This is a genomic window from Mariniradius saccharolyticus AK6 (assembly GCF_000330725.2).
Classification (GTDB): Bacteria; Bacteroidota; Bacteroidia; order Cytophagales; family Cyclobacteriaceae; genus Mariniradius; species Mariniradius saccharolyticus.
This window is the reverse complement of the sequence record NZ_AMZY02000005.1, coordinates 38,292-61,584: the sequence shown is the minus strand read 5'-3', so window position 1 is coordinate 61,584 and position 23,293 is coordinate 38,292. Positions and strand designations below refer to the sequence as shown.

Below are 23,293 nucleotides of genomic sequence, written 5' to 3'. Positions count from 1 at the left end.
TTACCATTGGATCGGTTGCTTGTTCAGAAATGCGGCGATACCCTTTTGGCAATCCTCGGAACCCCGCGCCTTGGCATTCATGGAGGCAGCGTACTCCAATGCATCTTCTAGGTCACGGTCCTGTACCCGACCGATCATTTCCTTGGTGAGGGCCATGGCTTCGCCGGAGTTTTGGGTGATCAGATTTTGGGCAAATGCTTCTACGGTGGCGGACAGGTTGGATTCTTCGACAATCCAATTGATCAGGCCCATTTCCCTGGCTTCCGCCGCGGTGATGGTCTCGCCGGACAGCAACAGCTGTTTTGCTTTTCCTTCTCCTAATTTGCGGAGCAGCAGAACCAATACGATCGCGGGGATAAAACCGATCCTCACTTCGGTGTAGCCAAATTTGGCTTCGGGGACCGCAAAGGAAAAATCGCAGGCTGAAGCCAATCCACAGCCGCCCGCAAGGGCATGACCCTGAACTTGGGCGATGATGATTTTGGGATAGGTGTAGATTTTTTGGAACAAATCCTTCAGGCTTCGGCTGTCGGCAAGATTGTCTTCGTAGGAGTTCTGCTGCAATTGCTGCAAATAAGCCAAATCTGCCCCGGCACAAAATGCCTTTCCTTCTGCCCTCAGGATGATGACTTTTACGCTTTCGTCCTTTTCGAACATGTTTAATGCCACTTTGATCGAATCGACCATTTCTTCATTGAGGGCATTGCGTTTTTCCGGTCGATTGAGGGTGATATAGCCGATGCGCTTGTCGATCTTGATCAAAACTGGTTGCTGTTCCATGGGTCCAAATGAGCGTTTTCAAAAGCAAAGGTAAGATAGAGGACTCATCGCTTACCACCAAAACTAGCCTCAAAGTTGGGCCTTGAGGGCAGCATGGGGTTTTGTTCCCGAGTCTGCCCGAAACGGGACCCAAGCACCATTTTCCCAAATGAAAATTTTGTTCTTTTTCCGCACAAAATCGGGACTAGGTTCAATCATTCCCATGCCATTTGGGCCGAAGAGGTATGATTTTCCATCTTTTTCAAAGCTCAAAAGGGGATACACAGTGCCGCCGACGGTTCGGCTTCTGTTGGGTTTGACGTTGAATTCGATTTCCTTGGCATTGCCGGTGTCCCAGGTCCAAAGTTGGCCGGAAACACTGATGTCGATGGCTTTTCCTTTTTGAAGCGCGTACCAGGTGACTTCGTTGTTTTGGCTTCTGATAAAGAGATTGACGACTCGTGCACCGCCCATGATTCCCAGAAGGCAGACAAAGGCCCAGGCGGTTGTTTTTTTCGGATAATTCCAAAGGTAAATCCCGACTGCGACCGTCAAGGCATACAAGCCGATTTCCGAAGGATCAAAATGGATGTCTTTCACGCTGGCACCCGGTAGCGACTCCATCCAAAAGATCAGGAAGTTCATCACCCGAATCAGCCAATCGGTCAACCAAGCTAAAATCGAGGAAACAATCGGTACGGGAGACAGCAACAAGAATGGAATGCCAACCGCCATGATCAAGAAAGCGGCTGGAATCGCGACGAGGTTTGACAGGATAAAATAGCTTGGGAACTGGTGAAAGTAATAGGCGGAAACGGGAAATGTTGCGATCTGTGCAGCGATCCCGACAGTACTGATTTGCCAACAGTATTCCAGCCAGCGATAGGGCGGAAGCCAGATCCGGACCAAAAGCGGCTGGATCAGCAGGATGCCCAGCAGTGCCAAATAGGACAATTGGAAACCAACCGCATAAAGCAAAAAGGGATCAAAAAGTAGCAAGATCATTGCGGACAACGCGATCGGATTGAAAATGGAAGGGCTTCTGGATTGCATTTGTGCGAAAGCAATGAAGGTAAACATCGTCGCGGCACGGAGAACTGAGGGGGAAAGGCCCGTGATACAAGCATAGCTCCAAATCACCAGAATGAGCAGTAGAAGGTAGGCTACCCTGGCCCTCCGTTTGAGGTGATAAGGCTTCACAAATAGGAAAAAGAATCCGTAAATAATCCCGACATGTAAACCCGAAACGGCCAAAATGTGCATTGCTCCAGTAGCAGAATAGGCTTGGCTGATTTCTGGATCCATTTGTTTTTTGTAGCCAAGGAGTAGTGCTTTGGCAATTTGCTTTGAATTGGGGTCGGGGATGTATTCTTCGATCTTTTTGAGTAAAGTCATCCGAATGGCTGAGAAAAAATCCATGATCGGTTGGCTGCTGACTTCTCCTAGGATATGGATGTTTTTTCCAGCAAAATGGCTATGGGAGATGCCTTGGCGGCGCATGAAGGTCTGGTAGTCGAATTGCCCCGGGTTTACTGGAGGCTCTATCAGGCTTGGATTGCCGGAGATAAGTATGACTTGTCCTGGTCGCAGAAGACTGTCGAATTGATGATAAATCACGATTTCGCCTTGGGCTTCGCCCATTTCGTCGTTGATTCCTTGCCTCAACGCGATTCTGTTCATTTTTGACCGAGGCTTTGGCTCATCCCATTCAAGGGTTGTACCGAGGAAATAGGATGGCTTGCCAGTTTGATTGATCAAGTTTTTTTCAGATTGACCAATGTCGCTCAGGTGGCAGGCCAGGATGCCGACTCCGAACAGTTGCGCATACGCCAATATTGGAATCAAAACCCGGAATTGAAATCGATGCCGATACCAGTTGACGATCACTGATAACGCATAGACCAGATAAAGGATAGATACCGCTAATACCAGCCAATGCAATTCTATTTTTCGAAAAATCGGGTAGCTGCAAATCCCGAGAATCATGAACAGGGTATAACGAACAAATGGAAATTCAGAAAAAACCATGTGGCAATGCTTTTCTCTGAATCTATGCACAAAAACACAAAAAGGGGCTTGTGGGCCCCTTCTTAAAAGACATTAAGCGTTTCAAACGGCTTAGAATCTGTAGCCGACGTTAAATCCGGCCTTGAATTCCACAGGGGAGAATCGGTCATTGACGGTTTGGTTGAAGCCTCTGCCGATTCCTGCAAATGGACCAAAGGCAAAATTGTTGTAATTCCAACGGTATCCGCCGATAAGACCGATAGATGCCCCGTTCATGCTGGTGGTCACTGTTCTATTGTTTTCCACTTCTGTGAATTCCCCAAATCGATATTTGAAATAGGGTGAAATGTAGAGTTTCCCTGCTTCGTTGCCAGCGAAATAGAAATTATAGGAAAACAGGAGGGACGTGGCAGAGAAGTCTTGGTTGTCGTCTGGGAAGTTATATCCAAATCGGTCGTTGAGATGCAATTCAACACCAATAGATTGGTCATGGTTGGTGAAGTACTCATACCCAAGTTCGACTGAACCCAGCAGAATTAAATTCAGAAAGTTAAGTCTAACTTCCCCTTTTGGGTCTTCGAGGGCCTGTGCCTGTGTCGAGAATTGAAACGCTAGGAAAAAGAACAATCCTAAAACAATTTTTTTCATACGGAATCTATTTTAAAACTAAATTTAACTCACAAATATAGCTCCATTTTGTAATGCTGGATGTTACATTCCTCAAACATTTCGCCAACTTTTTGGAACCCGAACTTCGCATAAAGTGGCATGGCGTCCAATTGTGCATGCATATACAGTTTCTTGCCATTACTTTCTGGGTGCTCCGCGATATCCTCGACTACTGACTTTACCAACGCATATCCAACCCCAATTCCCCGCATCGCCTTCAGGACTGCAAATCGCTCCAGCTTCACGCCTTTGTCCGTAAACCTCCATCGGGCCGTACCTGCCGGCTTCCCATCTACAGTCGCCAGAAAATGCACGGAAATTTCCTCAAATTCGTCATACTCTTCGCTTGGGTCCACCTCCTGCTCGATGACAAAGACTTCTTCCCGGATTGCAAATGCTGTCTGCAATTGCTCCGGGTTATTGATTTTCTGGACTTGGATTGTTTTCTCGTTTTTCATCTTTTTGGGCATCATGCCTATCGTACGCTTCGATGATGGATTTGACCAGTTTGTGTCGGATGACGTCTTTGCCGCTGAGGTTGACGATTCCAATTCCTTTGACATCACGGAGGACGTGGAGGGATTCGCGCAACCCGGATTTTTGTCTTTTGGGCAAGTCAACCTGTGTTTGGTCGCCGGTGATGATCACTTTTGAATTAGGGCCCATCCGGGTCAAAAACATTTTGATCTGCTCACTTGTAGTGTTTTGAGCTTCATCCAAGAGCACAAAAGCATCATGAAGCGTTCTGCCGCGCATGTAGGCCAAGGGGGCGATTTCGATCACGCGGGTTTCTTGGTAAAATTTCAGTTTTTCCGGCGGCACCATATCCGAAAGGGCATCATAAATCGGCCGCAAGTATGGGTCGAGTTTTTCCTGAAGATCACCTGGAAGGAATCCGAGGTTTTCTCCCGCTTCCACGGCAGGTCGGGTGATGATGATGCGCTTTACCTCCCTGTTTTTCAAAGATCTCACGGCTAAAGCCACTGCGATATAAGTCTTACCAGTTCCTGCAGGACCCAAGGCGAATACCAAATCGTTTTTGAACGCTGCGTCTACCAACTTTTTTTGGTTGGCGGATTTTGGTTTGATGACCAATCCTTTGTTGCCAAAAAGAATCACGTCATCATTTTGGCTTTCGACAAAGGGCGCATTTTCAAGATTGATATATTCTTTGATCTGGTCTGGGGTAATATGCCCAAATCGGTGCACATGCTGCAGCAGCATATTGATCACGTCGTTGATCCGTAAAATCTCGGGAGCGCGTCCTTGGATGCGGATTTCATTGCCTCGGGACACCACTTTGCACTGGGGAAAAGCAGCGGCCACCTGGCGGATGTTTTCATTCTCGGTACCCAAAAAATCGAGAAGCGGAATATTTTCTAAAGTTATGACCTTTTCTACCAATCTGTTGGAGTTGAATTGTGAAGCCTGATGAAGGTGAAAGGATAAAATTCCTATTTTTGTTCACACCTATCGCAAAAATACAAAATTTTAACAGACTTGCTTCCATGGCGCTGATCACATTCACCTCGGATTTTGGACTTGGGGATTTTTATGTGCCGGCGGTCAAAGCAAGGATTTTGTCCATCAATCCGCAATTAAACGTCGTGGACGTCAGTCACCAGATAGACCCCTACGATCTTGCCCACGCTGCCTTTGTACTCAAGTCAGTATACAAGGAATTTCCGAAGGGTACAGTGCACCTCTTGGCGATGAACAGCACAAGTGCAAATACCGATGGCTATGTGGGGATCAAACTCGATGAGCATATCTTCCTCGGTCCAAACAATGGCGTGTTGAGCCTACTTTCGGATGTCGATCCCGGGATTGTGGTTCGGTTTTCGGAAGCCCACGTGAGGGCAAGTACATTTCCCGTCAAGGACGTTTTGGCCCCGATTGCAGCCAAAGTTGCCTCCGGGATGGATCTGCATGACTTTGGTAGCCCGCTTCCACAACTGAAAAAGATGATCCCACGGCAATTCAAAGCCAGTCGCAAGCAAATCATCGGGCATGTAATCAGAGTGGACAATTACGGAAACCTGATCACCAACATTACTAGGGATGTTTTCGAAAAACTCAATCCGGGAAAGTTTTCCTTGGAATTTGGACGTGAAAGCCTTCAAACCCTGCACCAAACTTACGACAATGTGGAGGCGGGGGATTGCTTCGCGTTTTTTAACAGCGTTGATTTGCTCGAAATAGGTATCAACCAAGGCCATGGAGCGGATCTGTTGGGGCTTCGGCATGATAGCCCCGTGTTTATTCATTTTGATAGCCCGACAGCATGATCTTACGTGTGGTACGGATGACTTTCCAGCAAGATCGGGTAAATGATTTCCTGCAAAATTTCAAATCAAACAAGGAGAAAATCAGAAATTTTCCCGGATGTCGGTATCTGGAGCTGTGGCAGGATGAGCACCACAAAAATATTTTTATCACCTACAGCCATTGGGAATCGGAGGAAGCTCTCAACCAATACCGTGATTCTGAATTATTTAAAACGGTTTGGGGCTATACCAAGACCTTGTTTGCTGCAAAACCCATGGCTTTCAGTGCCAAAAAAATCGAGGAACTGCCTTGATTGCCCTTGCGGGGAATTAAATCTTTGTCCATATTTGCATCCCGTTCGAAAAGCGACGGAAAAAACCAAGTCTGATCACATCAGGCCTGCCTGCGGTAGGCAGGCGCGTACCATGCCCAGGTGGCGGAATCGGTAGACGCGTTGGTCTCAAACACCAATGAGGTTACACTCGTGCCGGTTCGACTCCGGCCCTGGGTACGAAATCGGGCAGAAATGCCCCAAATTCGATCTAAATGCATGGGTTCTATTTCACACGAAATCAGAACACCATGCATTATTTGTTTCCAGACAAGCCTGGCAGCGGGCGTATGTCTCCGATTTTTCACACAAGGAAAGGAGGAAAGATGCGCGCTAGCGTCGAAGCCAGGATCCGCACCGACCGCAAGACCAACGGCGGGATGGCGGCCGTATACCTTCAAATCATCATCAATTCCCAGCGGACAACAATCCCACTCAAGGTGAGCTGGCCGGTGGATTCCTTTGACAACAAGTCGGGGATTTTTCTTCCACGCCAAAAGCATGACCAGGAAGCGCAGGACTTCAACATGCTCGTCCAAAAGGAAAAAGCGAAGGTGAATGACATCTTCATGTTCTACCGGCACTCTGACTTCGAGCTGACGGTGGAGCAGTTTCACAAGGAATACTCCCGATACGGTGCCAAAAAGGATTTTTTGGTTTGGGCCGATACCGAAAACGACGAACGCTATCAGGCTGGCAAAGTCGAACTGCAGACCTATAAAAACACCAAAAGCCAACTGCGGAAACTTGCAGCCTGGAAAGAGGAAATCCGATTTTCCGAGATCAACCAGGAGCTCATGGAAAATATGGAGGCTTGGCTGCGTTCACGGCAAGGCCTTAAGATCAATTCCGCCTGGAGCATCCTCAAGATGGTGAAGGCTTTTGCGAAGCGTGCCGCAAAACAGGGAATCGCCGTAGATACGACCAGTCTGGCAGCCTACAGACTACCATCCACACGGGCGCGGATCATCTTCCTCAATCCGCGTGAGCTGCAGGCTCTCGAGCATTACTATAGACAAGAGGATATCATCCCCAGCCATCGGCGTGTATTGGGGCAGTTTCTATTTGCCTGCAACACCGGGCTGCGGTTTTCGGATATCCAGCGCGTGAGCTGGAAAGAGATCGTGGATGATATCCTGGACTTTGAGCCCCACAAAACCCGCAACATTGAGAAGCGCGTGAGTGTGCCGCTGACCGCAAAGGCTTTTTCCTACATCGAGAACCAAAAGGGCTTGTTATTTAACTGCATGAAAGAGCAGCCGACCAACAGGATCCTAAAGGATATCGCGCTCCGGTGCGGCATACGAAAAAACCTGACCACACATGTGGCCAGGCATTCGTTTGCGACGGAGTTTCTCCGGAGAGGCGGACACATCGAGGTGCTGCAGAAGCTGCTGGGGCACTCCAAGATCAGCACGACGATGATCTATGCTCATGTCGATATATCCAGGCTTCGACAGCAAATGGCACTCATGGAGTAGCTACATTTCCCGGAAGGTGACCATCAGCTCGGTAAGCAACTTGTAAGTACCTTGGATATCCTTGATCGAGCAATCATCTGGGGCATGAAGCACCAGACACTCACGAAGATGCTGCAATTCGATTGCGATCGTTTCAGGATCATAGTCCGGATTGCGCTCAAAGAATGAAAGAATAGGGGACACGTGGGCAGCCTTCCCCTTTGGAAGTACAATTACTAGGTTGCTCATAATAGTTGAATTGGGTGAAACGTAGAATAATGCATATATACAACAAAAAATAGACGACCAAAATAACCTGTTTAGGGTATTTTTAGTCGTCAAGGGTTAAAAGTTCTTATTCAGTCAATAAAGACAATAAATCTATCTCGCAAGTTGTCTTTGAAATCTAAGGTCTATCTAAATTCCGCAACGACGATACCCACTGCAGGATCCGCAGCTCCATCTCCGCCTTTTTGTTTGACGGTCAAAAGGATGTTGTCGGCAATAGCGCCAGCTGCTAGATCGATCCAACCTGAATTGATCAATCCGGTAGCGGCGAGTGAGCACTCAACTGCGGATGTGCCTATCTGCAGGTAATCGCCGACCGTGGTGCTGAATGCGCCCGTCTTGTACGCCAATTCAAGCCGTGGTGTATTGACGGACGCTGAATTGGTCACTACCCTTACAATAAATCGCACTTGGGTATATCCAGCCAAGTCAGTCAGCGTGATATTTCTATTCGAGTTTGCAAGGAATTGGTCGGTGCTGGCGGCATTGGTCAATGTACCGTTTGCGCCTGCATCGGCGTGGAAAGTTACGCGGAGGATTTTTTTCAAAGCCGCTTCAAGACCAGTGATGTCTGAAATAGCGTGACTATGGGCCGTTGGGGTAAATTGCGTTGGTTTGCCAGTTATGTTATCCCAAGTGTGGGTGTGGGCGGATGGAGGATCTCCGTCGCGAAGCAACTTGTGCCAGACGTTGTCAGTCGCATCTCCATGAAGCGAGCGCATCCAGAATACACCTTCTGTGTTCGCGAAAATCTCAAAGGTTCGGTTGTTGTTAATCTTTACAATCAGCGATGTGCCGATTGCAGATGGATAGTTGTTGGAAAGACCATCGACTACATTGACGTAATTCACGCCAGTAGGCAAGGCATTGCCAGTTCCGGCTTCACCCGTGATACTGAGCAATGCGGTGAGGTTTGGAAAATTATTCCTACTGAAGCCATACCCCCTCCATCTGCGTAAGTACACCGCTCCGTTCGCTGAGCGATCTACCGGTATCGCATCTTGGATCGTGATGTTTGATCCGTCAGGAATGGCGGTGATCCAGGTCCAATGATAGGTGTTGTCATCCAAAAGCAATCCCACTCGGTCACCCACTGCCAAACTCGTGGAAGACACGTTTACATTGGTGGAACCGGCGTTTGATATACTCGTTAGCGTTCGATCAATAGCTAACACACAAACATTGCTGTGCCCATCCGTAAGGTTGGGACTGTCATCCTGAACCTCATCGAGGAATCTGAAGATGCCGCGTGGATTGAGTGTGTAGTCAAACCTAAACCTTCGATCTGCAGGGGTCAACAATATACCTTGGGTAAAAATATCATTTGTACCTAAGCCAATCGCCGACATATTCGCGCGCAGGAAATTCGACGTTGAAATCTTTATTGAGTTTCCTGAAAACGATTTGCTCAAGTCGTAAGCGGAAATCCTAAATCCAAAACCATAGGCAGACCCAGGAATATCGACATCCTCATTGTCGACGTAGCAATTATCGATGGATCCAGTGGTATCGATACCGGCATGGGATGCGGAAAGTTTGCCTCGATTAGGCTTGATTACTTGACAGCCAAAGGCATCGATTCGGCCACCGGTACCGATAATCCCCTGTGCCCAGGCATTTTTTGAAACACTGTTTCGGATCGTTCCATTAAGGTTGAGCAAGTGTATCCCGGCTTCAAACGCGCTGCTATCAGCAATAGAATCAACATCTACACCATCGCATTCCACTGAGCTCAGCAGGTTGGAATGACCATGGATTGAAAGCTGTCTTTCCTTGATGATGATATCTTTGATCTTGATACTGGCAACCGCAGTCGAAGAGGAAAACCGAATTATGCCAGTCGAGTAAGTGCCATTTGAAAACAAAAGCCGATGACCTCCAGACACAGGTTGCTCACAGCGGAAGAATATTCCACGATCGCAGATATTATTGAAAATAATGGCATCCTTAAACCAACCATCAGCACCTGGGACGCTCTCCACCACAATCGAATACACTTGATCGGTACCGATGTGGTTGATTGTGTTGTTTGAAATAACAAGCTTTTCGGTTTTTTTGAACTGCACGGATATGCCGTAGCAGGTCGAATTTGAATTAACTACGTCGCAGATGTTGCCTTGGATATCCAGTTTTTTCAGACCAAAAGTAAATGATTCCTCAGCAGTGACGTTGATCAGTGCGCCAGTTGCATATTCTGACCGGACATAATTATCCTTGATTTGACAGGCATTGAAGCGATTCACGCAATGTATTTGCCTTGCTGCGGGGGCCACAACGTTACCCCATTTTGGATCAGGCGCGCCGTTGTTGACGGCGTGACTTGCGGTGATGATTACTGATCCCCTTGAGCTGTGTGAGTCGAGACCTCTTGTCATGTTGCCAAAGGCCTGGCATGCGGTCATGCTGACGTATTCATCTTCGGATTCCGTCTGATGGGTAACGACAAAACCATAACCGTCAATGCCATTGTACCCTCCGTTTCGATGGGTAAGGCAAGCGACGCCGATAACCCTGTTTCCTTTACCCCAGATTCCTGCATAGCCATTATCGTGGGATTCTACCGCAATGAACGTGGCATCCTTTACAGTCAATGCAGCCTGAATCCCACACCATGAGCAACCGGTAATTTCCGTACCCAAGACAAAAACACGGTCATTTTGAAAATTCAGGCCGTTGATTTTACCGTTAACGGCATCATCCATACTTCCTGTGAATTCAACCTTCCCGCCCCTTACAGTGACGGGAAAGGCACCAGTTGAACTTGTGAAAATATGGCTTTCCATTCCCACCGCGATATTGGTACTGCGTCGAACCGTAATTCCAGTCAGATCAAAAGTGATTTCCTTATCCGTCGCCACTGTGGTTACCAAATAGGTTTTACCCTTAGTGCCGACAATGACCGAACCGGCTGGAGCTGCGGTCACAGCTGCATTCCATGCAGTGGTATCATCTGTGGTTCCGTCTCCGATAGCTCCAAAATCATCGACATTGATGTATGGTGATGACCCACCCACAAACAATGCCATCAAAGTCTGGAAACTAAGGATCTTCCAACCCGGCTGCCCTTCTTCCTGGACGGGGAAGATGGCTTTGGTAGGATCGGTAATTTCCGGAAAGAGGTACAACCTGGGGACGAGGTAGTATTGCTCCTCATCCGGACCGATGATGACTAGAATATCTGCGAGATCCACACTTCGATCGATGTCGAGGAAGCGTGTCTGCTCCGTAAACAAAAACTCAAAATCAAATGCCGTGAGCTGGTAATCGGTGCCGGTCAACTCCGGATCCCGTGTGAGTATCCTGGTCAGCAACTCGCCAGCCTGCAGGTACTTTTGCCGGCTGTTGAAAAAGTCCTGCGCCCACAGCAAATGCGCCTTGGACTGGAAATAGCCAGTATTCTTTTCAAAGGCCTTGTTGGGATTGACTTGATACTCGTCGGAGATCTGATCGAAGTAGAGTGCAAGGTCGAACTTGGCCGAATTGACGAGTTTCTTTTCACCTGTAAAGCGTACCGAATCCAATCCGCCGAGGCTATTTTCAAAGACAAAATGATCGTCATATTCGTAAACCTTGTCCGTCAAAATGTAGCGCTGCCGGAAGGTTTCGACAATGTCCTCGGGAAGTGTCGGCTCGTTTTGTGCCCAAATATCAAAGTAGATGGGCTGGTCTTCAAACTCTTCCCTGATCTTGGAGAAAGTGGTTTCGAAAGAATAGAGACCTGCAGTGCCAATATTGTGTAGCGTGATTTCCTCATCGATGCCACCGGGGAAGTATGCCTTGACCTTGATGCTGGAAACTTCCTGAGCGTAGTAGCTGAGGTAGTTCAGATCGTTCCACTTGACCGTCTTGACTTGCGGCTGCCAGGTAAGCAAATTGGCGGCCACAAAATCAGCGGTAACCAGATCCTTCCTATCCACACCGCCTTTGATCGCTGTGAAGCTGATAATCTCCGGATCGTTGACATCATCCTCGATAGTGGCCGTAAAGTCCCGCGCGCCCTTGACTTGCTCAAAGAGCTCCGTATTGGGGATCACGATCTCGAGGTATTCCTCGATCAGGTCCTTGATCGGGATCCTGACGCGACCATCCGAATCAGGGATGTAAGTCTCAGAAAATATCTGCGTACTCTCTACCGATAGGAAGAAACGAATCTTGGGCTCCTCCGTCTCGATGATGATATCAGGGAGGTTCCCAGAAAAGGAAAGCGCGGAAGGCTGCTGCAGGATATCCATCTAGAAGCGCGGGAATGGGTAAATTTTGAGGGCTACGTAAACAATCAAGGCTAGCCCGGCGATGATGCACGCCACGATGAACCAATTCGGAAGCCTAGTCTTGACCACTTCGGTAGTAGTCTCGGATAGCTCCAGCCGTAGCCGGTTTATCTCGGTTTGCATCATTTGGATCATGCGGTCCTGTTGCTCGCAGAGGGCGGAAAGATTTCCCAGCTCGTCAATGATAACCCCAAGCCGCAGGCCTGTCTCTGGATCTTCCTTGACTAGCGTGCGGTTGATCACCTGGGGAGGTACACCGGACTTGAGGAGCGTCGCCAAGCTGTCGATATTGATCGACTGGGTCTGCACGACTGCGCCAGGGACATTGACCATCACAGGCCGCTCGACGACATAGACACAGTCGACCGTGGAGCGATCATTCGTGACGAGTGTTTTTTTGGATCCGCAACTGCAGGCGAAAAGCAGCAGTGTGAGGTAGAGGAGAGGTTCAGAGATTCTTTTCATAGCTGTGTTGGTTACCATCTTGCCCGGGTACCGCGGATATCGTAGTGGACCCAAGTGGCGTAGGCTTTCAGTCCACCTTGGGGAATTTTTCCTTCAGAAATCAAACGCTCGATGATGGCTGCGACAGCGTTGGGAGCCATGCCTACGGCGCGAAAGTCAGCGGCAATGCCTTCGATATGGGTGGAGTTTGGAGCGCCTTTGACGGCTTTGTTGTGGGCGGGGGACCGATAGCCTGATGTAATGGTGATTGGTGTCCTGATCGTGGCGCGTATCACCTCCAGTGCCTGTGCGAGCCTGCGGAGATTTTCGATTACTGCAGGTGGGAAATCCGCCCCATCCTTGGAGGCAAATTCACTTAAGAGGAAGTTTTCGGAAAGTCTCATGATGTGGCCAGTAGGTTGATGATGATGTCACGGAAGAGCGCAAAGAGTTCACGGAGCGGCTCCGGCGGCAGGACGAATGCCAGGAAAGTTCCGAGGCCAGCGAAAAAGGCCGCATAGACCGTCATGCGGACTATTTTTTGTTTCGTAGACTCTGCCATAGTTTGATGAATTTACCGGGGATCTTGGCGACGCCCCACTTTTGGAACTTGTCATAGAGAAGGTCGACGAACTTCACGAAAGCCGTCAGGCAAAGCAGGATAGCAGATACCGCGGAGATAAGCTCCATAGCCGTGCGGTCGACGAGGAAAATAGCGACGTTGGACATAGCGAAGGCGCCGATCGATAGAATGACCGTCCAATCAAATGAATCAAGATGGTGCATGCGGATATGCATTGTGGTTGCCGTGAACAATACCCAAAAATACTTTAGGGTAAAGAGGCAGAAAGGACAGGGAAGGGAAGCCTATTTGATGGAGGATTTTTTGGGGCTCCCCTCGTTCCTCGGTCGGGCTATCCGCTTGTATCTCCTCCGCAGGCTACGGAGGATACCGCTTCTATCCCTGAGCCTAAAGGTCTTCGGCGAAAGTTTGGCGGGACATGGGCTAGACAAGTGGTTCTGATATTGTTGATATTGTAAATGGGGCTCTTGGCCCCTCTATGGGGTCTATTGGTGGTGCTGGAATCAATTCAAAAACAGCACTCAACGTAATGTCCGCCGATGGCATAATGAAGTTGAAATCAGGAATCAGGGATACCGTCTGGCCCGTTTCGTTGTTGATCCATTTTTTAAATTCATATCCCTCATTTGCTTGAGCCGTCAAAGGTATCAGTGTGCTTGCTTCATAATTTCCAGCTGCATTTGAGACCGTTCCGTTGGTTGGTATTACTATTGACAGAGAGTGAATTTCTAACTCTACCCACTCACCTGATCTTTCGTGGCAGTATATTTCATGCCACCTATACCCGCTCGGGTGATAAAGGTATGGGTGAGAAGTTGGCGTTCCGGCGATTCCGTAATCAACGTTAATATCTAGCCCCTTAGACGCTTTCCATGAATCAGGCAATCCATCTCCGGCAGTTGATACATTTGCTGATCCTGTTGCAATTGTAGGAGACCCGCCAACATCGCTCTCATCATCTATGTGACCGCCATAGGTGCCGTCAGTTGGATGTGAACCAGTTTTTTGGGTCGTATAGACAGCGGTGTTGTTAAGTAACTGTGGAACGCCGCCAAAAAGAGGTGTATCACCGCTGAATAGAAGCCTTGTCCATTGCCTTGTAACTGCTTCATTGATCAGTCGATCATCGACTGAGTCCCGAAAAATATTTGCTCCGCAATTAGCTACAATGTAGGTCAAGGCTTGGTCTGCGGTTCGTATCTCATCGTAGCTAGGTTGTGGTTGTGGAAATGGTGTTGCGGACCAAACGTTGGCCTTTTCAGCCGCTAGATTACTTCCAGTTGGAATGTTAATCAGATTGAATGCATTGAAATTATTCCCATCAACAATTGAACTATATGTGCCATCCCTCCTTATCAGCCTATTGCCCGATAGGTGGATCCTGTGATATCGCCTTGTCGAATCAATCCTGCCTCCAACGTAGATAGTATGGTCTGGCACGGCAGATCGAAACCATGTAGCTGGCCCTTGGATGAATAATGAATTTCTTACTTGAAGATACAAGTCTTCCCTGTCGGGCAGAATACCAGATGCACTTATACTACCTGTACCCCAGTTAACCATCACACAGTTGGTAATATCAAGAATGTTAGGTCCAAGTACCCCAGCAGTGTTAGTGTCTCCTAGCCTTGGGTTACGGTCGTTGTTGTTGATCCATAAATTACCGTAGTAGGACAATTGCCTGCCAGATGTAAGGGTTCCATAACTTGTGTTGGGTGACGATTCTGCGCTGTCATCATTATTGAGGCATTCCGCAATTATGCAATTGACTACCGATGCTTCCGTCCCGTCAAAGGAGGCTGTTTCATCAGTTCCCCACGAAAAAGAACAATTTCCGATATAGTATCTTCTGGAGTCATTTGTCACAGATAGGCAATCCCTGCTGGTTGCATTTTGACCCGCCCTAATTCTTACGTGCTGGAAGGAAAAGTCAGAAAATCCAGAAGTCAACCTGATAGCCCCCTTAATTGTGACACCATCGCCGTTAGCACTTTGGCCCAACACGGTGAACCCTTGCTGCCAAGTTTGAGAAAGACTTACAAGTGATGTGTGCGTCATGTCAAACTCGCCGCCAGTCAGAAAAAAAATTATCTTTGGGCCTGGCCTTCGCAAGCACCACTCCAAAGAACCTACTCGAGTCGTTTCGTTTCCTGTATTGCCGGGAATAGTTCTATCTGCGATGTACACAGCACCCTCCCTGCCTGCTTTCGTGGCAAACGCTCCGTATCCCTGCGCTTTTGGCGTGATTTTAATAGCCTCCATTAGATTGAATTATTTGCGTCAAATCTTGCTTCAATGTCAGCCAATGCCATCGTTTTGTTCAGGATAACGTCACACCAATCGTATTCGACGTTGTTTCTACGCCCTATTCCGTTTGCTTCGACATTGAAATAAATATTGGTTACACCAGATTCAAAAAATGGCCGTGGCTGTGTGACATTAACTTGACCAATCAAGCTCATCGGTATCGCTGGGCTGTAACCGGCCGCCCTTGCGAAAAATTTCATGTGATTACTGCCAAGAGTTGGGTCGTATTGAAAAGCCACTTCTATCCACTCTGCTTGTTGAAAGACAAGAGACGATGAGGCAGACCTGTAATTACCTCCTTTGATTCTTGTGCCAAGGCGTGAATTGGTAATGTCAAATTCCGTTCGCAGCCCCAAGGAACCATCTGGGCTCATAATACCAAAATGAAAAACAGTTGTAGCGGAAGTAGGACTCACCCTCCTGACCCGTAGAAGCACAGTGATCCTTGATGCGTTAGCCATTGCCTCTCTTAGCTGATCACTTATTGTAGCAATAATTACTCCTCCAGTAGAGTTATTGTTATTTGTGCAGGTCCTAAAAGAAAAGTCCCCACCGCCCAAGTCTATGAAATCAGAACTAGCATCATCAGTTATTTCAAGATTGATATGACTTGCCCACCATGAAGTATTGTTAAGATTATCGTTAAATCCGAGCCTAATTATATTATCAAGATCTGGCTTTGCGGGGTCTAGGTTCCCGTTTGTGATAGCTATGTTTTCCACCACGACCACGTCTGTAATTACTTCACCTCCTTCCTGATGTGTGTCTTTGTATTCAAATGTGAGGACATTTACATTGTCTAGTCCTGTGAGATATGCTGATCCTTTATAAACGATTCTTATTTGTTTGTAGTCAGTTTCAAGAATACCCGTAGTAGTGCCCCTATACTTCCAATAAGTAGTTCCGACACGATAGATCAAATTGACTGTCTGGCTTGCTTGATCCGCCAACATTGCTGATGTACTTGAATAGTTGCCGGAAGATGTTGCATACACGTCTGCAAAAATGGATGGTGACCACGGGCCTGAGTGTGTGACTATTGTTTTGATAGTTGGCTTTGCGTCGGTAAAGACGATATTCAAAAGAGCGTAGATTGGAAGGTTTCTAGAACCATATATTCTATGCTTTTCAAAAGTAATCGTGAATTGCGTCGAGTTCAGATATAAAGTTTCAAGTTCAGCAATAGGACCTGATGAAAATTGTGAACTTCTTGCGGGAACCTCCGTTTGTATCTGCCCCAGCACCGCCGTCACAAAGTCCTTCAGTACGGCCACCGCAAGACGATCCTCTCCGGTGAGCGTATTGATCTTGTCGCGAATCTGCGCGGCAGTGTCCGGACTGCCGTCTTGACCCTGCAAACTTTCCAACCACTCCTCGGAAGTTCCCACAAAGCCATTGAGCAGCGCGATCTGGTAGGCTGATAGTCCATTTGAACCTGTAATCTCACTCAACGCCACCAAATTCACCCAAGATCCATCCCCAAACTTCCACTGGATATAGGTGTCGGTTTTTTGGAAGGCGACATTCTTATTGTAGAGATTGATCCATGATACGCCGCTGGGGAGTTTGGTCTGTACAAATTCGCCACTGGTCCGCAGCTCTGGACTTTCACCAGGTGTAGTCTCGATCTCGCTCATCTTGTTGATGATGTTCAGCAAGAGTGATCCGATCCGCAGGGCGGTGTTTGCTTCGTCCGTGGACTCATCCCGGACGACGGTAGCAAGGGCTAAAAGATCTTCAAATGTCATGGCTATTCAAATGTGTTGTCAAACGTGCTGTCAAATACTCCTGTAGGCCTGAATGGATCCGCTTCGACGAGATCCACGAGGGCAGGCTCGATTTTCTTTTTGGTAAGGGGTACGGTCATTTTCTTGATGTACCAGAGCTTGTTGCGGACATTGACCTTTTTGCTGAGGTCAAGATCCTTCAGTCTGTTCGGCGAAAGGATGAATTCCCCGTAGGCAGTGAGCTTGTCGGTCTCGATCCAGTCTTTGAAGGCCTGGTGGTAATTGGGGATCAGTCCATCATCGCCATCCCAAGCGAGGGACAGATCGCCGAGGCGCGTCCCATCCGGTCCGTAGTTGTGATAGCTGAGGTATGGGTATTGCTCAAATCCTACTATCAGCGGGTTCTCGATCAGTCCCCAGTAGATCATCAGGTGCGGTCTGAAATTGGAATCGCGGGTACCGTTCCAGATTGGCATGTACTTGAACTGTGTGGGCCGAGGCTGGACGATACGGAAGGTCCCGATATCCAGTACCGGCGCCATCTTGAGTGGTCCAAACTGTGGGATTACGGTATAGCCGCTGGAAGAATCATTTTTGGAAACTCCGTTGCCTTTGACCTCATAGATGAATTCATCAGGATCAGAGCCGGAGGCTTTGGGAGCGAGTTTTTTGAGAATGATCTGGTTGGTGGATGTGACGTAGTACAATTGCTCACCGGTGACCTCATCAACGTCTGCAGCATGCAATGCCTCGATATCGGCCAAAGTGATATTGGTATCAATCTTTGGCTCGTCCTCATTCATATCGCTGTATCCGTAGATGTAGGCTTGCGCATCCTCCCGACCTAGCTGCAGACGGGATCCGAGTATTTTATCCCAATCCTCGAAGCTGCTGTCTGCGAAGACATCCTTATTCAACTTCAAAACATAGCTGTCCCGGATGCGGAACATGGTGCCACACACGAGGTTGAGCAATGATTTCAGCATCTCATTGGCAGGGATGGCAGGTTGGTAGGATTTGAGATCGAGGTAAAGCAGCTCTGCAGGAGTGGATTCTACCGGGTAGGTGTTTTCCAGCAACATCCCTTTCCACTTGCTGATAATGTCTTGGCGGAAATTGGGATGATGATAGGAAGTGATGACGATCTTATTAAGTTCACCGACACGGAAGGGATTGTCCGCTGACTCGATGCCGAGGATCTTCTCGATAAAGTAGGAAGCCCGGATCTGGGGAAACATTACCGCATGAGCCCACTCATCGATGGTAATCCCGTCGATGTTCAGTTTGATCGGGGACAGGTTACCATTGAAAAACAGGTTGGTGGCTGCCTGGGTGTTCATATGGAACAAATCCCCATCAAAAAACTGTGTCGGCCAGGATCCTTCGACCCTGATCGGCGCGGCGGCGTACTCCCGGAGGTTGTCGTGTGCGGCCAGCCACTCGTCCTTGTAGGCTTTGGCTACGGCATCGAAAACCAACGCATTGGGCTGGTCTATCTCCCAATAGGGATTGGTCCTGATCTCGTAGTATGTCCGCAGTAAGGTCACCGGTACCCCAAACTCGATTCGACCGAGGTCTATCTCGTTCATGTTTTGGCGGATTTTGTCCAGGTCATCCGATGCCTGGAAAAAGGCAGATATCCGCCCGGCGACTTCCTTCACCTGAAGTGATCCACGGTAGATGCGCACGGCACCATATCCGATTTCCGCATCTTCGAACAGGTACTTTGTATTGCGCTTGTTGACGCGCTCGGGATGCCCAAGCAGCTTGCGATTGTAGGGGGTGGGCGCGATATCGAAAGAGGTCGTGTAGGGCACGGGAATCCTGTCCTGCATTGTCAGCGGTTGCTCGATGATCAAGTCCACCTTGAAGTCATCTGGAAGCTGCAGCTTCTGCTTATTGATTTTGATCCAGAACATTAGAGGCTTGCTGATTTTTCGATATCGGATAATTCACGCTGGCGCTCGTTCAGTCCACGGCGGCCGGTCAGGACTACTTCGGCGCTGATCGGTTGGGATAGCTGCTCGGTAAGGAGAGCCATGACACGGAGATTTTGCTGCAGCAGGCCACGCAAGTCATCAGGCGTATTGCCGGATGTGGGAGCTGTGGCCGCTGCCGGTGTTGCATTTCTCGAGAGCCTTCCGCCCCGCTGTCTCCCGGGCATGGCTGCGCGGAGCATGCGGTTTTGCTCAAGTACCTTGAATAGGTTGAGTGTATCGATGCTACCGTTTCGCTGGGCAGTGTCGATGGCGTCGAGTACCGGGCGGATGGTGGGATTTCGTACGGCCCTGTTATTGGCGACAAACTCGGAGCCATCCTCGCCCACGATCACTGTCGGCCGGTCGACATAGCCGCGACGGGTAGGGTTTACCTTGGCGCGGAACATTCTGCCATCTTGGGAGCGGACCACATTGGCAAGCTGGCCGCCGTCCTCGGCACCTGGAATGTCGGGGAGGGGAGTAGAGAGGATAGTGCCGATCTGCAGGCCGCCTGCGATACCGACGATTTTGGCCAAAATGAGATTGGGCAGCGCCTTGGCGACAGCAGCTGCCGTGTTGACGATGGCAGACATAAGAGCAACGTTGCGCTCACGCTTCGCTTGGTTGCGCTCATATACTGCCCTCTTGCGGTCCAGATCAGCATTGAGTTTATCAACTTGCTGATTGTACATATCCTGAGTGATCAGGTTGGCGTCTAGTTGGGATTTGAGTTGTGACTGCTGCAGTCTTGAAGTCCGCTCAGCTTCTTGAAGCTTGCGACGTTCACCGGCAGCCACGAGGGCATTGTATTGCGACCACATTTGGCTTAATGCCTGGGCAGCGAATACCATTTCCTCGATACCGAGGCGACCGTTCTCGAGGTTGTCGAAAAAGACATCCCAATCCGATTTGGCAAAGCCGAGCAGGTCAACATTGGAAGTCCGGAGGCCTCTATCTTCGGCGATCTCTGTGCCAGTACCAAGGCCGAGTTCGGAAAGCAATTGTTTGATACTTGCCAGGCGTTCTTCTAGAACCGCTCTTTCTTCCTCGGACAGCACTTCATCAGCGAGATTGACACCCGCAAAGGATCCTGACTGAATGGCGGCTTCAAGTTGTGCCTGCAGTGCCATCAAATGGTCGCGCACCATCGCCTCTTCTTCTCGGCGGTATTTTTTGTCCAGCTCACGCTGTGCATCCCGCATATCGCGGAGACCCAGCAAGGCTTCATCCGACAATTCACCTTGAAGGACCGCTTTGGCTTGCTCGAAAGTCTTGATGGATTTAAATTCTTCGTTTTGACGAATGCGAAGATCACGCAGACGATCGTCGAATGCCTTCTGATCATCCTGGATGGCTTTACTGATAGCGTCAGCATCCAGTTTATCGAGATTGGCGTAGTGTTGTTTTTGGAGGATTGCGAGGACTTGAAGTTCCTCTTCCGTCATCTGTGCCCGTTCCTTGCCAAAAATTCCAGCTTCCTGAAGCCGTTTTTGATAGGCAAGTTTTTCTTGGTTGATCAGGGAAAGGTTGGATTCGAGGACTTTTTGGCGGAATTCTTTTTGACGCTCGAGTTCTTTTTCTCGTGCCTCTTCGTCTTTGTCCGCTTGGGTTTTTGCCCGATTGTTTTTGTCTGAATGAGACTTGATATCCAGTTCGGCTAAACGCTTTTGAATTTCGATCTGAGCCTTTTCATTTTCAAGGAGCTTGGCTTTATTTCGAATGTCAATTTTTTCTCGTTCATCTTGGAGAGCCTTGAGTTGATTTTTCAGGTCTTCAATTGTCGTTAACCCACTTGGGGTGCCAGCAGCATCGGGAGTGCCGGATCCTGAGGTACCTTTCACCTGCTGCTCGATGAGCTGATTATCCTTGATGAACTGTTCCAGTGCGGCACGCTGGGCATCGAGGTCTTCATTGAGTGCCTTGGAATTTTTATCCCGACTGATCGCAAAGGCAGCGAGCGCCTTGTCATGGGCTCCAATGGCTTTGAAAAAACTAGTCTCTAACCACTGTGTCCAAGTCAATTCGGAGCCTTTGCCCTCCATGATCAGGTCAAGACGCTTGCGCTCGATCTCGGCCACTTTGTTGTATGCCGCTTCCATTTTGGCTTTGCGCAGCAATGCTTCGATGTAAGCGTCTGTGGCTTTGGTAGCATCCTCCGTGCGGATGTTTTCCATGTTGAGATTCCCCAGGTATTCGGGAGAAATCTCGTTGAGCTTTTTGATGGCCGCCTGCCGGTCCTCATAACTATTATTCACATCACGGGCGAAAGCCAAAAGCCGCTCGACTTCCAGACGCTCATCGATCACGTTTCGAAGCGCTTCGCCTTGGACATCTGCAAGAGCCTTTTGCGCTTTCTGGGCAGCGGTTAGATTTCTTGTATAGTGATAGATGGCTATTCCGGCTGCAACCGCAGCGGCCGCAATCAATCCCCATGGATTGGCCATCGCAACCGAATTAAACACCCGCATGGCCTGTGCTGCGCCTTTCAGGTTGCCGGCCAGGAGCATTTGCGCTGCAGCAAGTAACTGAGTAGCCATGAGAGACGCATTGTCCCAAAATACCTTGGCTTTGCTGAGGACGATGTTTTCTTTCAGGTTGATATTGCTAATGAAAAGAGCCGCATTGTAGGCTAAAAGCGCACCCGTGAGGACGGTGATACCTTTCCAGTTTCTTGAGAAAAAGTCGAGCAATACACTAAGAATCCGGACAAAAAGCGAGAAGCCAGATATCGAATGCTCCATGACCGGCATGAGCTTTTCACCGAGTTCCACGGTCATGTTTTGAAGCCCTTTGCGAGCCTTTTCCAATTTGGCTTGAGCAGATTCGTTTTTGGTTCCAAATTCTACGGCAAGCGAAGTTCCTTCCTGAAATGCTGTGTTCGCCAGCTTTTGTTGTTCGCGGAGTTTCTCCACGTTGTTTGCAAGAGAACCCAAAACGCCGATCACCCGGCCGCCATCTTGGCCGAGATCGCCCAATGTGTCGGCCAAGGAAGTAAGTCCCTCAGAGCTATTACCAACGCCTTCGAGTACCTTCAAAAAGGCTTCGTTTGCGTCCGAATCAAGCAATCGGCGGAATGATTCCACATCCATGTTTGCATACTTGGCAAACACATCCGTGTTTTTGGCCATCTCCAGGAATAGCTTGCTCAGTGCGGTGGTAGAAACCTCGGAAGTCTGGCCAAGGCTATCGAGTGTCGCTGCCATCCCCATCAGGTCGGTGATGGTCATTTTGGCCAATGGACCTACACCAGCCATCCTACGGGTGAATTCGACTATGTAGGCTTCATTGGCTGTGGACGAGGCGCCGAGCTCGTTGATGGTGGATCCGACTTTCAAAAGAGCTTGCTCGAGCGGAAGATCTTCGGAAAGCTTGAAGATATCGACGAGTTTACCTACAGCCGTAATTGCATCTTCGACGTTGCCTCCAAGGTCTTCAGATAGCGCTACCCCGATCTGATCAGAGGCGCGGACAAATCCAAGAATGTCCTCCTGGCCCTCGATACCTAGCTTACCCGCAACACGAGCAAGGCCAAGAAGATCATTTTGAGCGGTGCGGGTATCGATCTTTTTGAACTCATTATTGAGCTCAATTACTTGCTCCCGATAGAGGCCAGTGGTTTTCATTACATCAGCCACTTTGTCATCGAATTCCGCAAAATCACTGATTGCTTTCCTCACGCCTGAAATAGCAGCGAAGGCCGTCGCAAATCCCGCGGTGATAACCCCAATGTAATGGTTGAATTTTGAGGCAAGATTTTGGATTGAAGCGCCTGTGGCTTGCGCCTGTCCGGAGAGAGCCCTATATCTGGTCGTGACAGCAGTTAGTCTTTCGTCGTGCTTTCGCCATTCCTCAGATAGGGGGGCGGCGATATCCCGGAGACCTTTGACACGGGTCATTTCCCGCCTGAGGTCCGAAAGGGACATCTTACTGATATCAACTTGGGATCTGAGGTGCTTCAACCGGGATTCCGCCATTACCAGGGCTTCATTCTTTTGCTTGATGGCTTGGGTTACTGCTTTGTATTCTTCAGTTTCCTTTTTTCCAGCCAGAAGCATTTGTTTCTGCTGCTTTTCCAGCGATCGAAGCTCATTGTTAGTGTCCTTGATGGCGCGCTCGAGTTCGCCCATTTCTTTTTTACCACGGTCACCATTGACGATGATGTTGAGAATGAGATCTTCTTCCCTGAGTTTTTTTCCCATG

Annotated in this window: 19 protein-coding genes and 1 tRNA gene; 5 read left to right on the top strand and 15 right to left on the bottom strand. The window is 48.8% G+C overall.

From position 1 onward, the window contains the following. From C943_RS03310 to C943_RS03290, 5 genes are all read right to left on the bottom strand, one after another. Complete coding sequence (locus C943_RS03310; protein ID WP_008624208.1) at positions 1 to 780, bottom strand: enoyl-CoA hydratase/isomerase family protein; 780 nt, start codon at positions 778 to 780, stop codon at positions 1 to 3. Between the two features lie 69 nt (positions 781 to 849). Next, entirely contained in the window at positions 850 to 2,745 is a 1,896-nt protein-coding gene (locus C943_RS03305; RefSeq protein WP_211208858.1) for a ComEC/Rec2 family competence protein, read from the bottom strand. Between the two features lie 132 nt (positions 2,746 to 2,877). Next, a complete protein-coding gene (locus C943_RS03300) occupies positions 2,878 to 3,414 on the bottom strand; it encodes a DUF3575 domain-containing protein (protein ID WP_008624202.1) in 537 nt (178 codons plus the stop codon). A gap of 29 nt (positions 3,415 to 3,443) precedes the next feature. Further along, entirely contained in the window at positions 3,444 to 3,893 is a 450-nt protein-coding gene (locus C943_RS03295) for a GNAT family N-acetyltransferase (protein WP_008624201.1), read from the bottom strand. After that, positions 3,853 to 4,839, bottom strand: coding sequence for a PhoH family protein (locus C943_RS03290; protein WP_040478874.1), 987 nt, complete (start codon positions 4,837 to 4,839; stop codon positions 3,853 to 3,855). The genes C943_RS03295 and C943_RS03290 overlap by 41 nt, the downstream gene beginning before the upstream one ends. Positions 4,840 to 4,943: 104 nt before the next feature. Here C943_RS03290 and C943_RS03285 point away from each other — a divergent pair, with 104 nt between their 5' ends. From C943_RS03285 to C943_RS21260, 4 genes are all read left to right on the top strand, one after another. Then, positions 4,944 to 5,723, top strand: coding sequence for an SAM hydrolase/SAM-dependent halogenase family protein (locus C943_RS03285; RefSeq protein ID WP_040478927.1), 780 nt, complete (start codon positions 4,944 to 4,946; stop codon positions 5,721 to 5,723). Then, entirely contained in the window at positions 5,720 to 6,016 is a 297-nt protein-coding gene (locus C943_RS03280) for a putative quinol monooxygenase (protein ID WP_040478872.1), read from the top strand. Before C943_RS03285 ends, C943_RS03280 begins: the two co-directional genes overlap by 4 nt. A gap of 114 nt (positions 6,017 to 6,130) precedes the next feature. Then, a tRNA-Leu gene (locus tag C943_RS03275) sits at positions 6,131 to 6,214 on the top strand. A gap of 71 nt (positions 6,215 to 6,285) precedes the next feature. After that, positions 6,286 to 7,515, top strand: coding sequence for a site-specific integrase (locus C943_RS21260; RefSeq protein ID WP_008624196.1), 1,230 nt, complete (start codon positions 6,286 to 6,288; stop codon positions 7,513 to 7,515). Here C943_RS21260 and C943_RS03265 read toward each other — a convergent pair whose 3' ends face one another. The 6 genes from C943_RS03265 to C943_RS03245 all read right to left on the bottom strand — a co-directional run bounded on the left by C943_RS03265 (position 7,516) and on the right by C943_RS03245 (position 13,283). Next, the gene (locus tag C943_RS03265) at positions 7,516 to 7,743 is read right to left on the bottom strand and encodes a hypothetical protein (RefSeq protein ID WP_008624195.1); all 228 of its coding nucleotides are present in this window, start codon (positions 7,741 to 7,743) and stop codon (positions 7,516 to 7,518) included. It abuts the gene before it with no gap. Between the two features lie 164 nt (positions 7,744 to 7,907). Further along, entirely contained in the window at positions 7,908 to 12,014 is a 4,107-nt protein-coding gene (locus tag C943_RS03260) for a hypothetical protein (RefSeq protein ID WP_008624194.1), read from the bottom strand. After that, positions 12,015 to 12,518 carry a hypothetical protein gene (locus tag C943_RS03255; protein ID WP_008624193.1) on the bottom strand — a complete coding sequence of 168 codons (504 nt, stop codon included), beginning with the start codon at positions 12,516 to 12,518 and terminating at the stop codon, positions 12,015 to 12,017. It abuts the gene before it with no gap. A gap of 11 nt (positions 12,519 to 12,529) precedes the next feature. After that, positions 12,530 to 12,901, bottom strand: a complete 372-nt coding sequence (locus C943_RS03250; protein WP_008624192.1) for a YcbK family protein — start codon at positions 12,899 to 12,901, stop codon at positions 12,530 to 12,532. Continuing rightward, positions 12,898 to 13,059 carry a hypothetical protein gene (locus C943_RS21945; protein WP_157198416.1) on the bottom strand — a complete coding sequence of 54 codons (162 nt, stop codon included), beginning with the start codon at positions 13,057 to 13,059 and terminating at the stop codon, positions 12,898 to 12,900. The genes C943_RS03250 and C943_RS21945 overlap by 4 nt, the downstream gene beginning before the upstream one ends. Then, complete coding sequence (locus C943_RS03245) at positions 13,032 to 13,283, bottom strand: hypothetical protein (RefSeq protein ID WP_008624190.1); 252 nt, start codon at positions 13,281 to 13,283, stop codon at positions 13,032 to 13,034. Before C943_RS03245 ends, C943_RS21945 begins: the two co-directional genes overlap by 28 nt. On the opposite strand from C943_RS03245, the gene C943_RS21940 reads away from it, so the two are divergent. After that, positions 13,282 to 13,521, top strand: coding sequence for a hypothetical protein (locus tag C943_RS21940; RefSeq protein ID WP_008624189.1), 240 nt, complete (start codon positions 13,282 to 13,284; stop codon positions 13,519 to 13,521). The genes C943_RS03245 and C943_RS21940 overlap by 2 nt on opposite strands. Here the strand turns inward: C943_RS21940 and C943_RS03240 are convergent. The 4 genes from C943_RS03240 to C943_RS03225 are packed head-to-tail and all read right to left on the bottom strand — an operon-like array spanning position 13,504 to position 23,292. Next, complete coding sequence (locus C943_RS03240; RefSeq protein ID WP_008624188.1) at positions 13,504 to 15,342, bottom strand: InlB B-repeat-containing protein; 1,839 nt, start codon at positions 15,340 to 15,342, stop codon at positions 13,504 to 13,506. The genes C943_RS21940 and C943_RS03240 overlap by 18 nt on opposite strands. Then, positions 15,342 to 17,135, bottom strand: coding sequence for a hypothetical protein (locus tag C943_RS03235; RefSeq protein ID WP_008624187.1), 1,794 nt, complete (start codon positions 17,133 to 17,135; stop codon positions 15,342 to 15,344). The genes C943_RS03240 and C943_RS03235 overlap by 1 nt, the downstream gene beginning before the upstream one ends. Before the next feature lie 2 nt (positions 17,136 to 17,137). Then, positions 17,138 to 19,033 carry a hypothetical protein gene (locus C943_RS03230; RefSeq protein ID WP_008624186.1) on the bottom strand — a complete coding sequence of 632 codons (1,896 nt, stop codon included), beginning with the start codon at positions 19,031 to 19,033 and terminating at the stop codon, positions 17,138 to 17,140. After that, positions 19,033 to 23,292, bottom strand: a complete 4,260-nt coding sequence (locus C943_RS03225) for a phage tail tape measure protein (protein WP_008624173.1) — start codon at positions 23,290 to 23,292, stop codon at positions 19,033 to 19,035. Before C943_RS03225 ends, C943_RS03230 begins: the two co-directional genes overlap by 1 nt. Position 23,293 lies beyond the last annotated feature (1 nt).

Coding starts and splice junctions, on each gene's coding strand:
- C943_RS03305 (WP_211208858.1), bottom strand. CDS start 2,745: ATGATTCTCGGGATTTGCAGCTACCCGATTTTTCGAAAAATAGAATTG.
- C943_RS03225 (WP_008624173.1), bottom strand. CDS start 23,292: ATGGGAAAAAAACTCAGGGAAGAAGATCTCATTCTCAACATCATCGTC.
- C943_RS03240 (WP_008624188.1), bottom strand. CDS start 15,342: ATGGAGGCTATTAAAATCACGCCAAAAGCGCAGGGATACGGAGCGTTT.
- C943_RS03295 (WP_008624201.1), bottom strand. CDS start 3,893: ATGAAAAACGAGAAAACAATCCAAGTCCAGAAAATCAATAACCCGGAG.
- C943_RS03235 (WP_008624187.1), bottom strand. CDS start 17,135: ATGACATTTGAAGATCTTTTAGCCCTTGCTACCGTCGTCCGGGATGAG.
- C943_RS21260 (WP_008624196.1), top strand. CDS start 6,286: ATGCATTATTTGTTTCCAGACAAGCCTGGCAGCGGGCGTATGTCTCCG.
- C943_RS21940 (WP_008624189.1), top strand. CDS start 13,282: ATGCGGATATGCATTGTGGTTGCCGTGAACAATACCCAAAAATACTTT.
- C943_RS03280 (WP_040478872.1), top strand. CDS start 5,720: ATGATCTTACGTGTGGTACGGATGACTTTCCAGCAAGATCGGGTAAAT.
- C943_RS03250 (WP_008624192.1), bottom strand. CDS start 12,901: ATGAGACTTTCCGAAAACTTCCTCTTAAGTGAATTTGCCTCCAAGGAT.
- C943_RS03285 (WP_040478927.1), top strand. CDS start 4,944: ATGGCGCTGATCACATTCACCTCGGATTTTGGACTTGGGGATTTTTAT.
- C943_RS21945 (WP_157198416.1), bottom strand. CDS start 13,059: ATGGCAGAGTCTACGAAACAAAAAATAGTCCGCATGACGGTCTATGCG.
- C943_RS03245 (WP_008624190.1), bottom strand. CDS start 13,283: ATGCACCATCTTGATTCATTTGATTGGACGGTCATTCTATCGATCGGC.
- C943_RS03260 (WP_008624194.1), bottom strand. CDS start 12,014: ATGGATATCCTGCAGCAGCCTTCCGCGCTTTCCTTTTCTGGGAACCTC.
- C943_RS03300 (WP_008624202.1), bottom strand. CDS start 3,414: ATGAAAAAAATTGTTTTAGGATTGTTCTTTTTCCTAGCGTTTCAATTC.
- C943_RS03310 (WP_008624208.1), bottom strand. CDS start 780: ATGGAACAGCAACCAGTTTTGATCAAGATCGACAAGCGCATCGGCTAT.
- C943_RS03265 (WP_008624195.1), bottom strand. CDS start 7,743: ATGAGCAACCTAGTAATTGTACTTCCAAAGGGGAAGGCTGCCCACGTG.
- C943_RS03230 (WP_008624186.1), bottom strand. CDS start 19,033: ATGTTCTGGATCAAAATCAATAAGCAGAAGCTGCAGCTTCCAGATGAC.
- C943_RS03255 (WP_008624193.1), bottom strand. CDS start 12,518: ATGAAAAGAATCTCTGAACCTCTCCTCTACCTCACACTGCTGCTTTTC.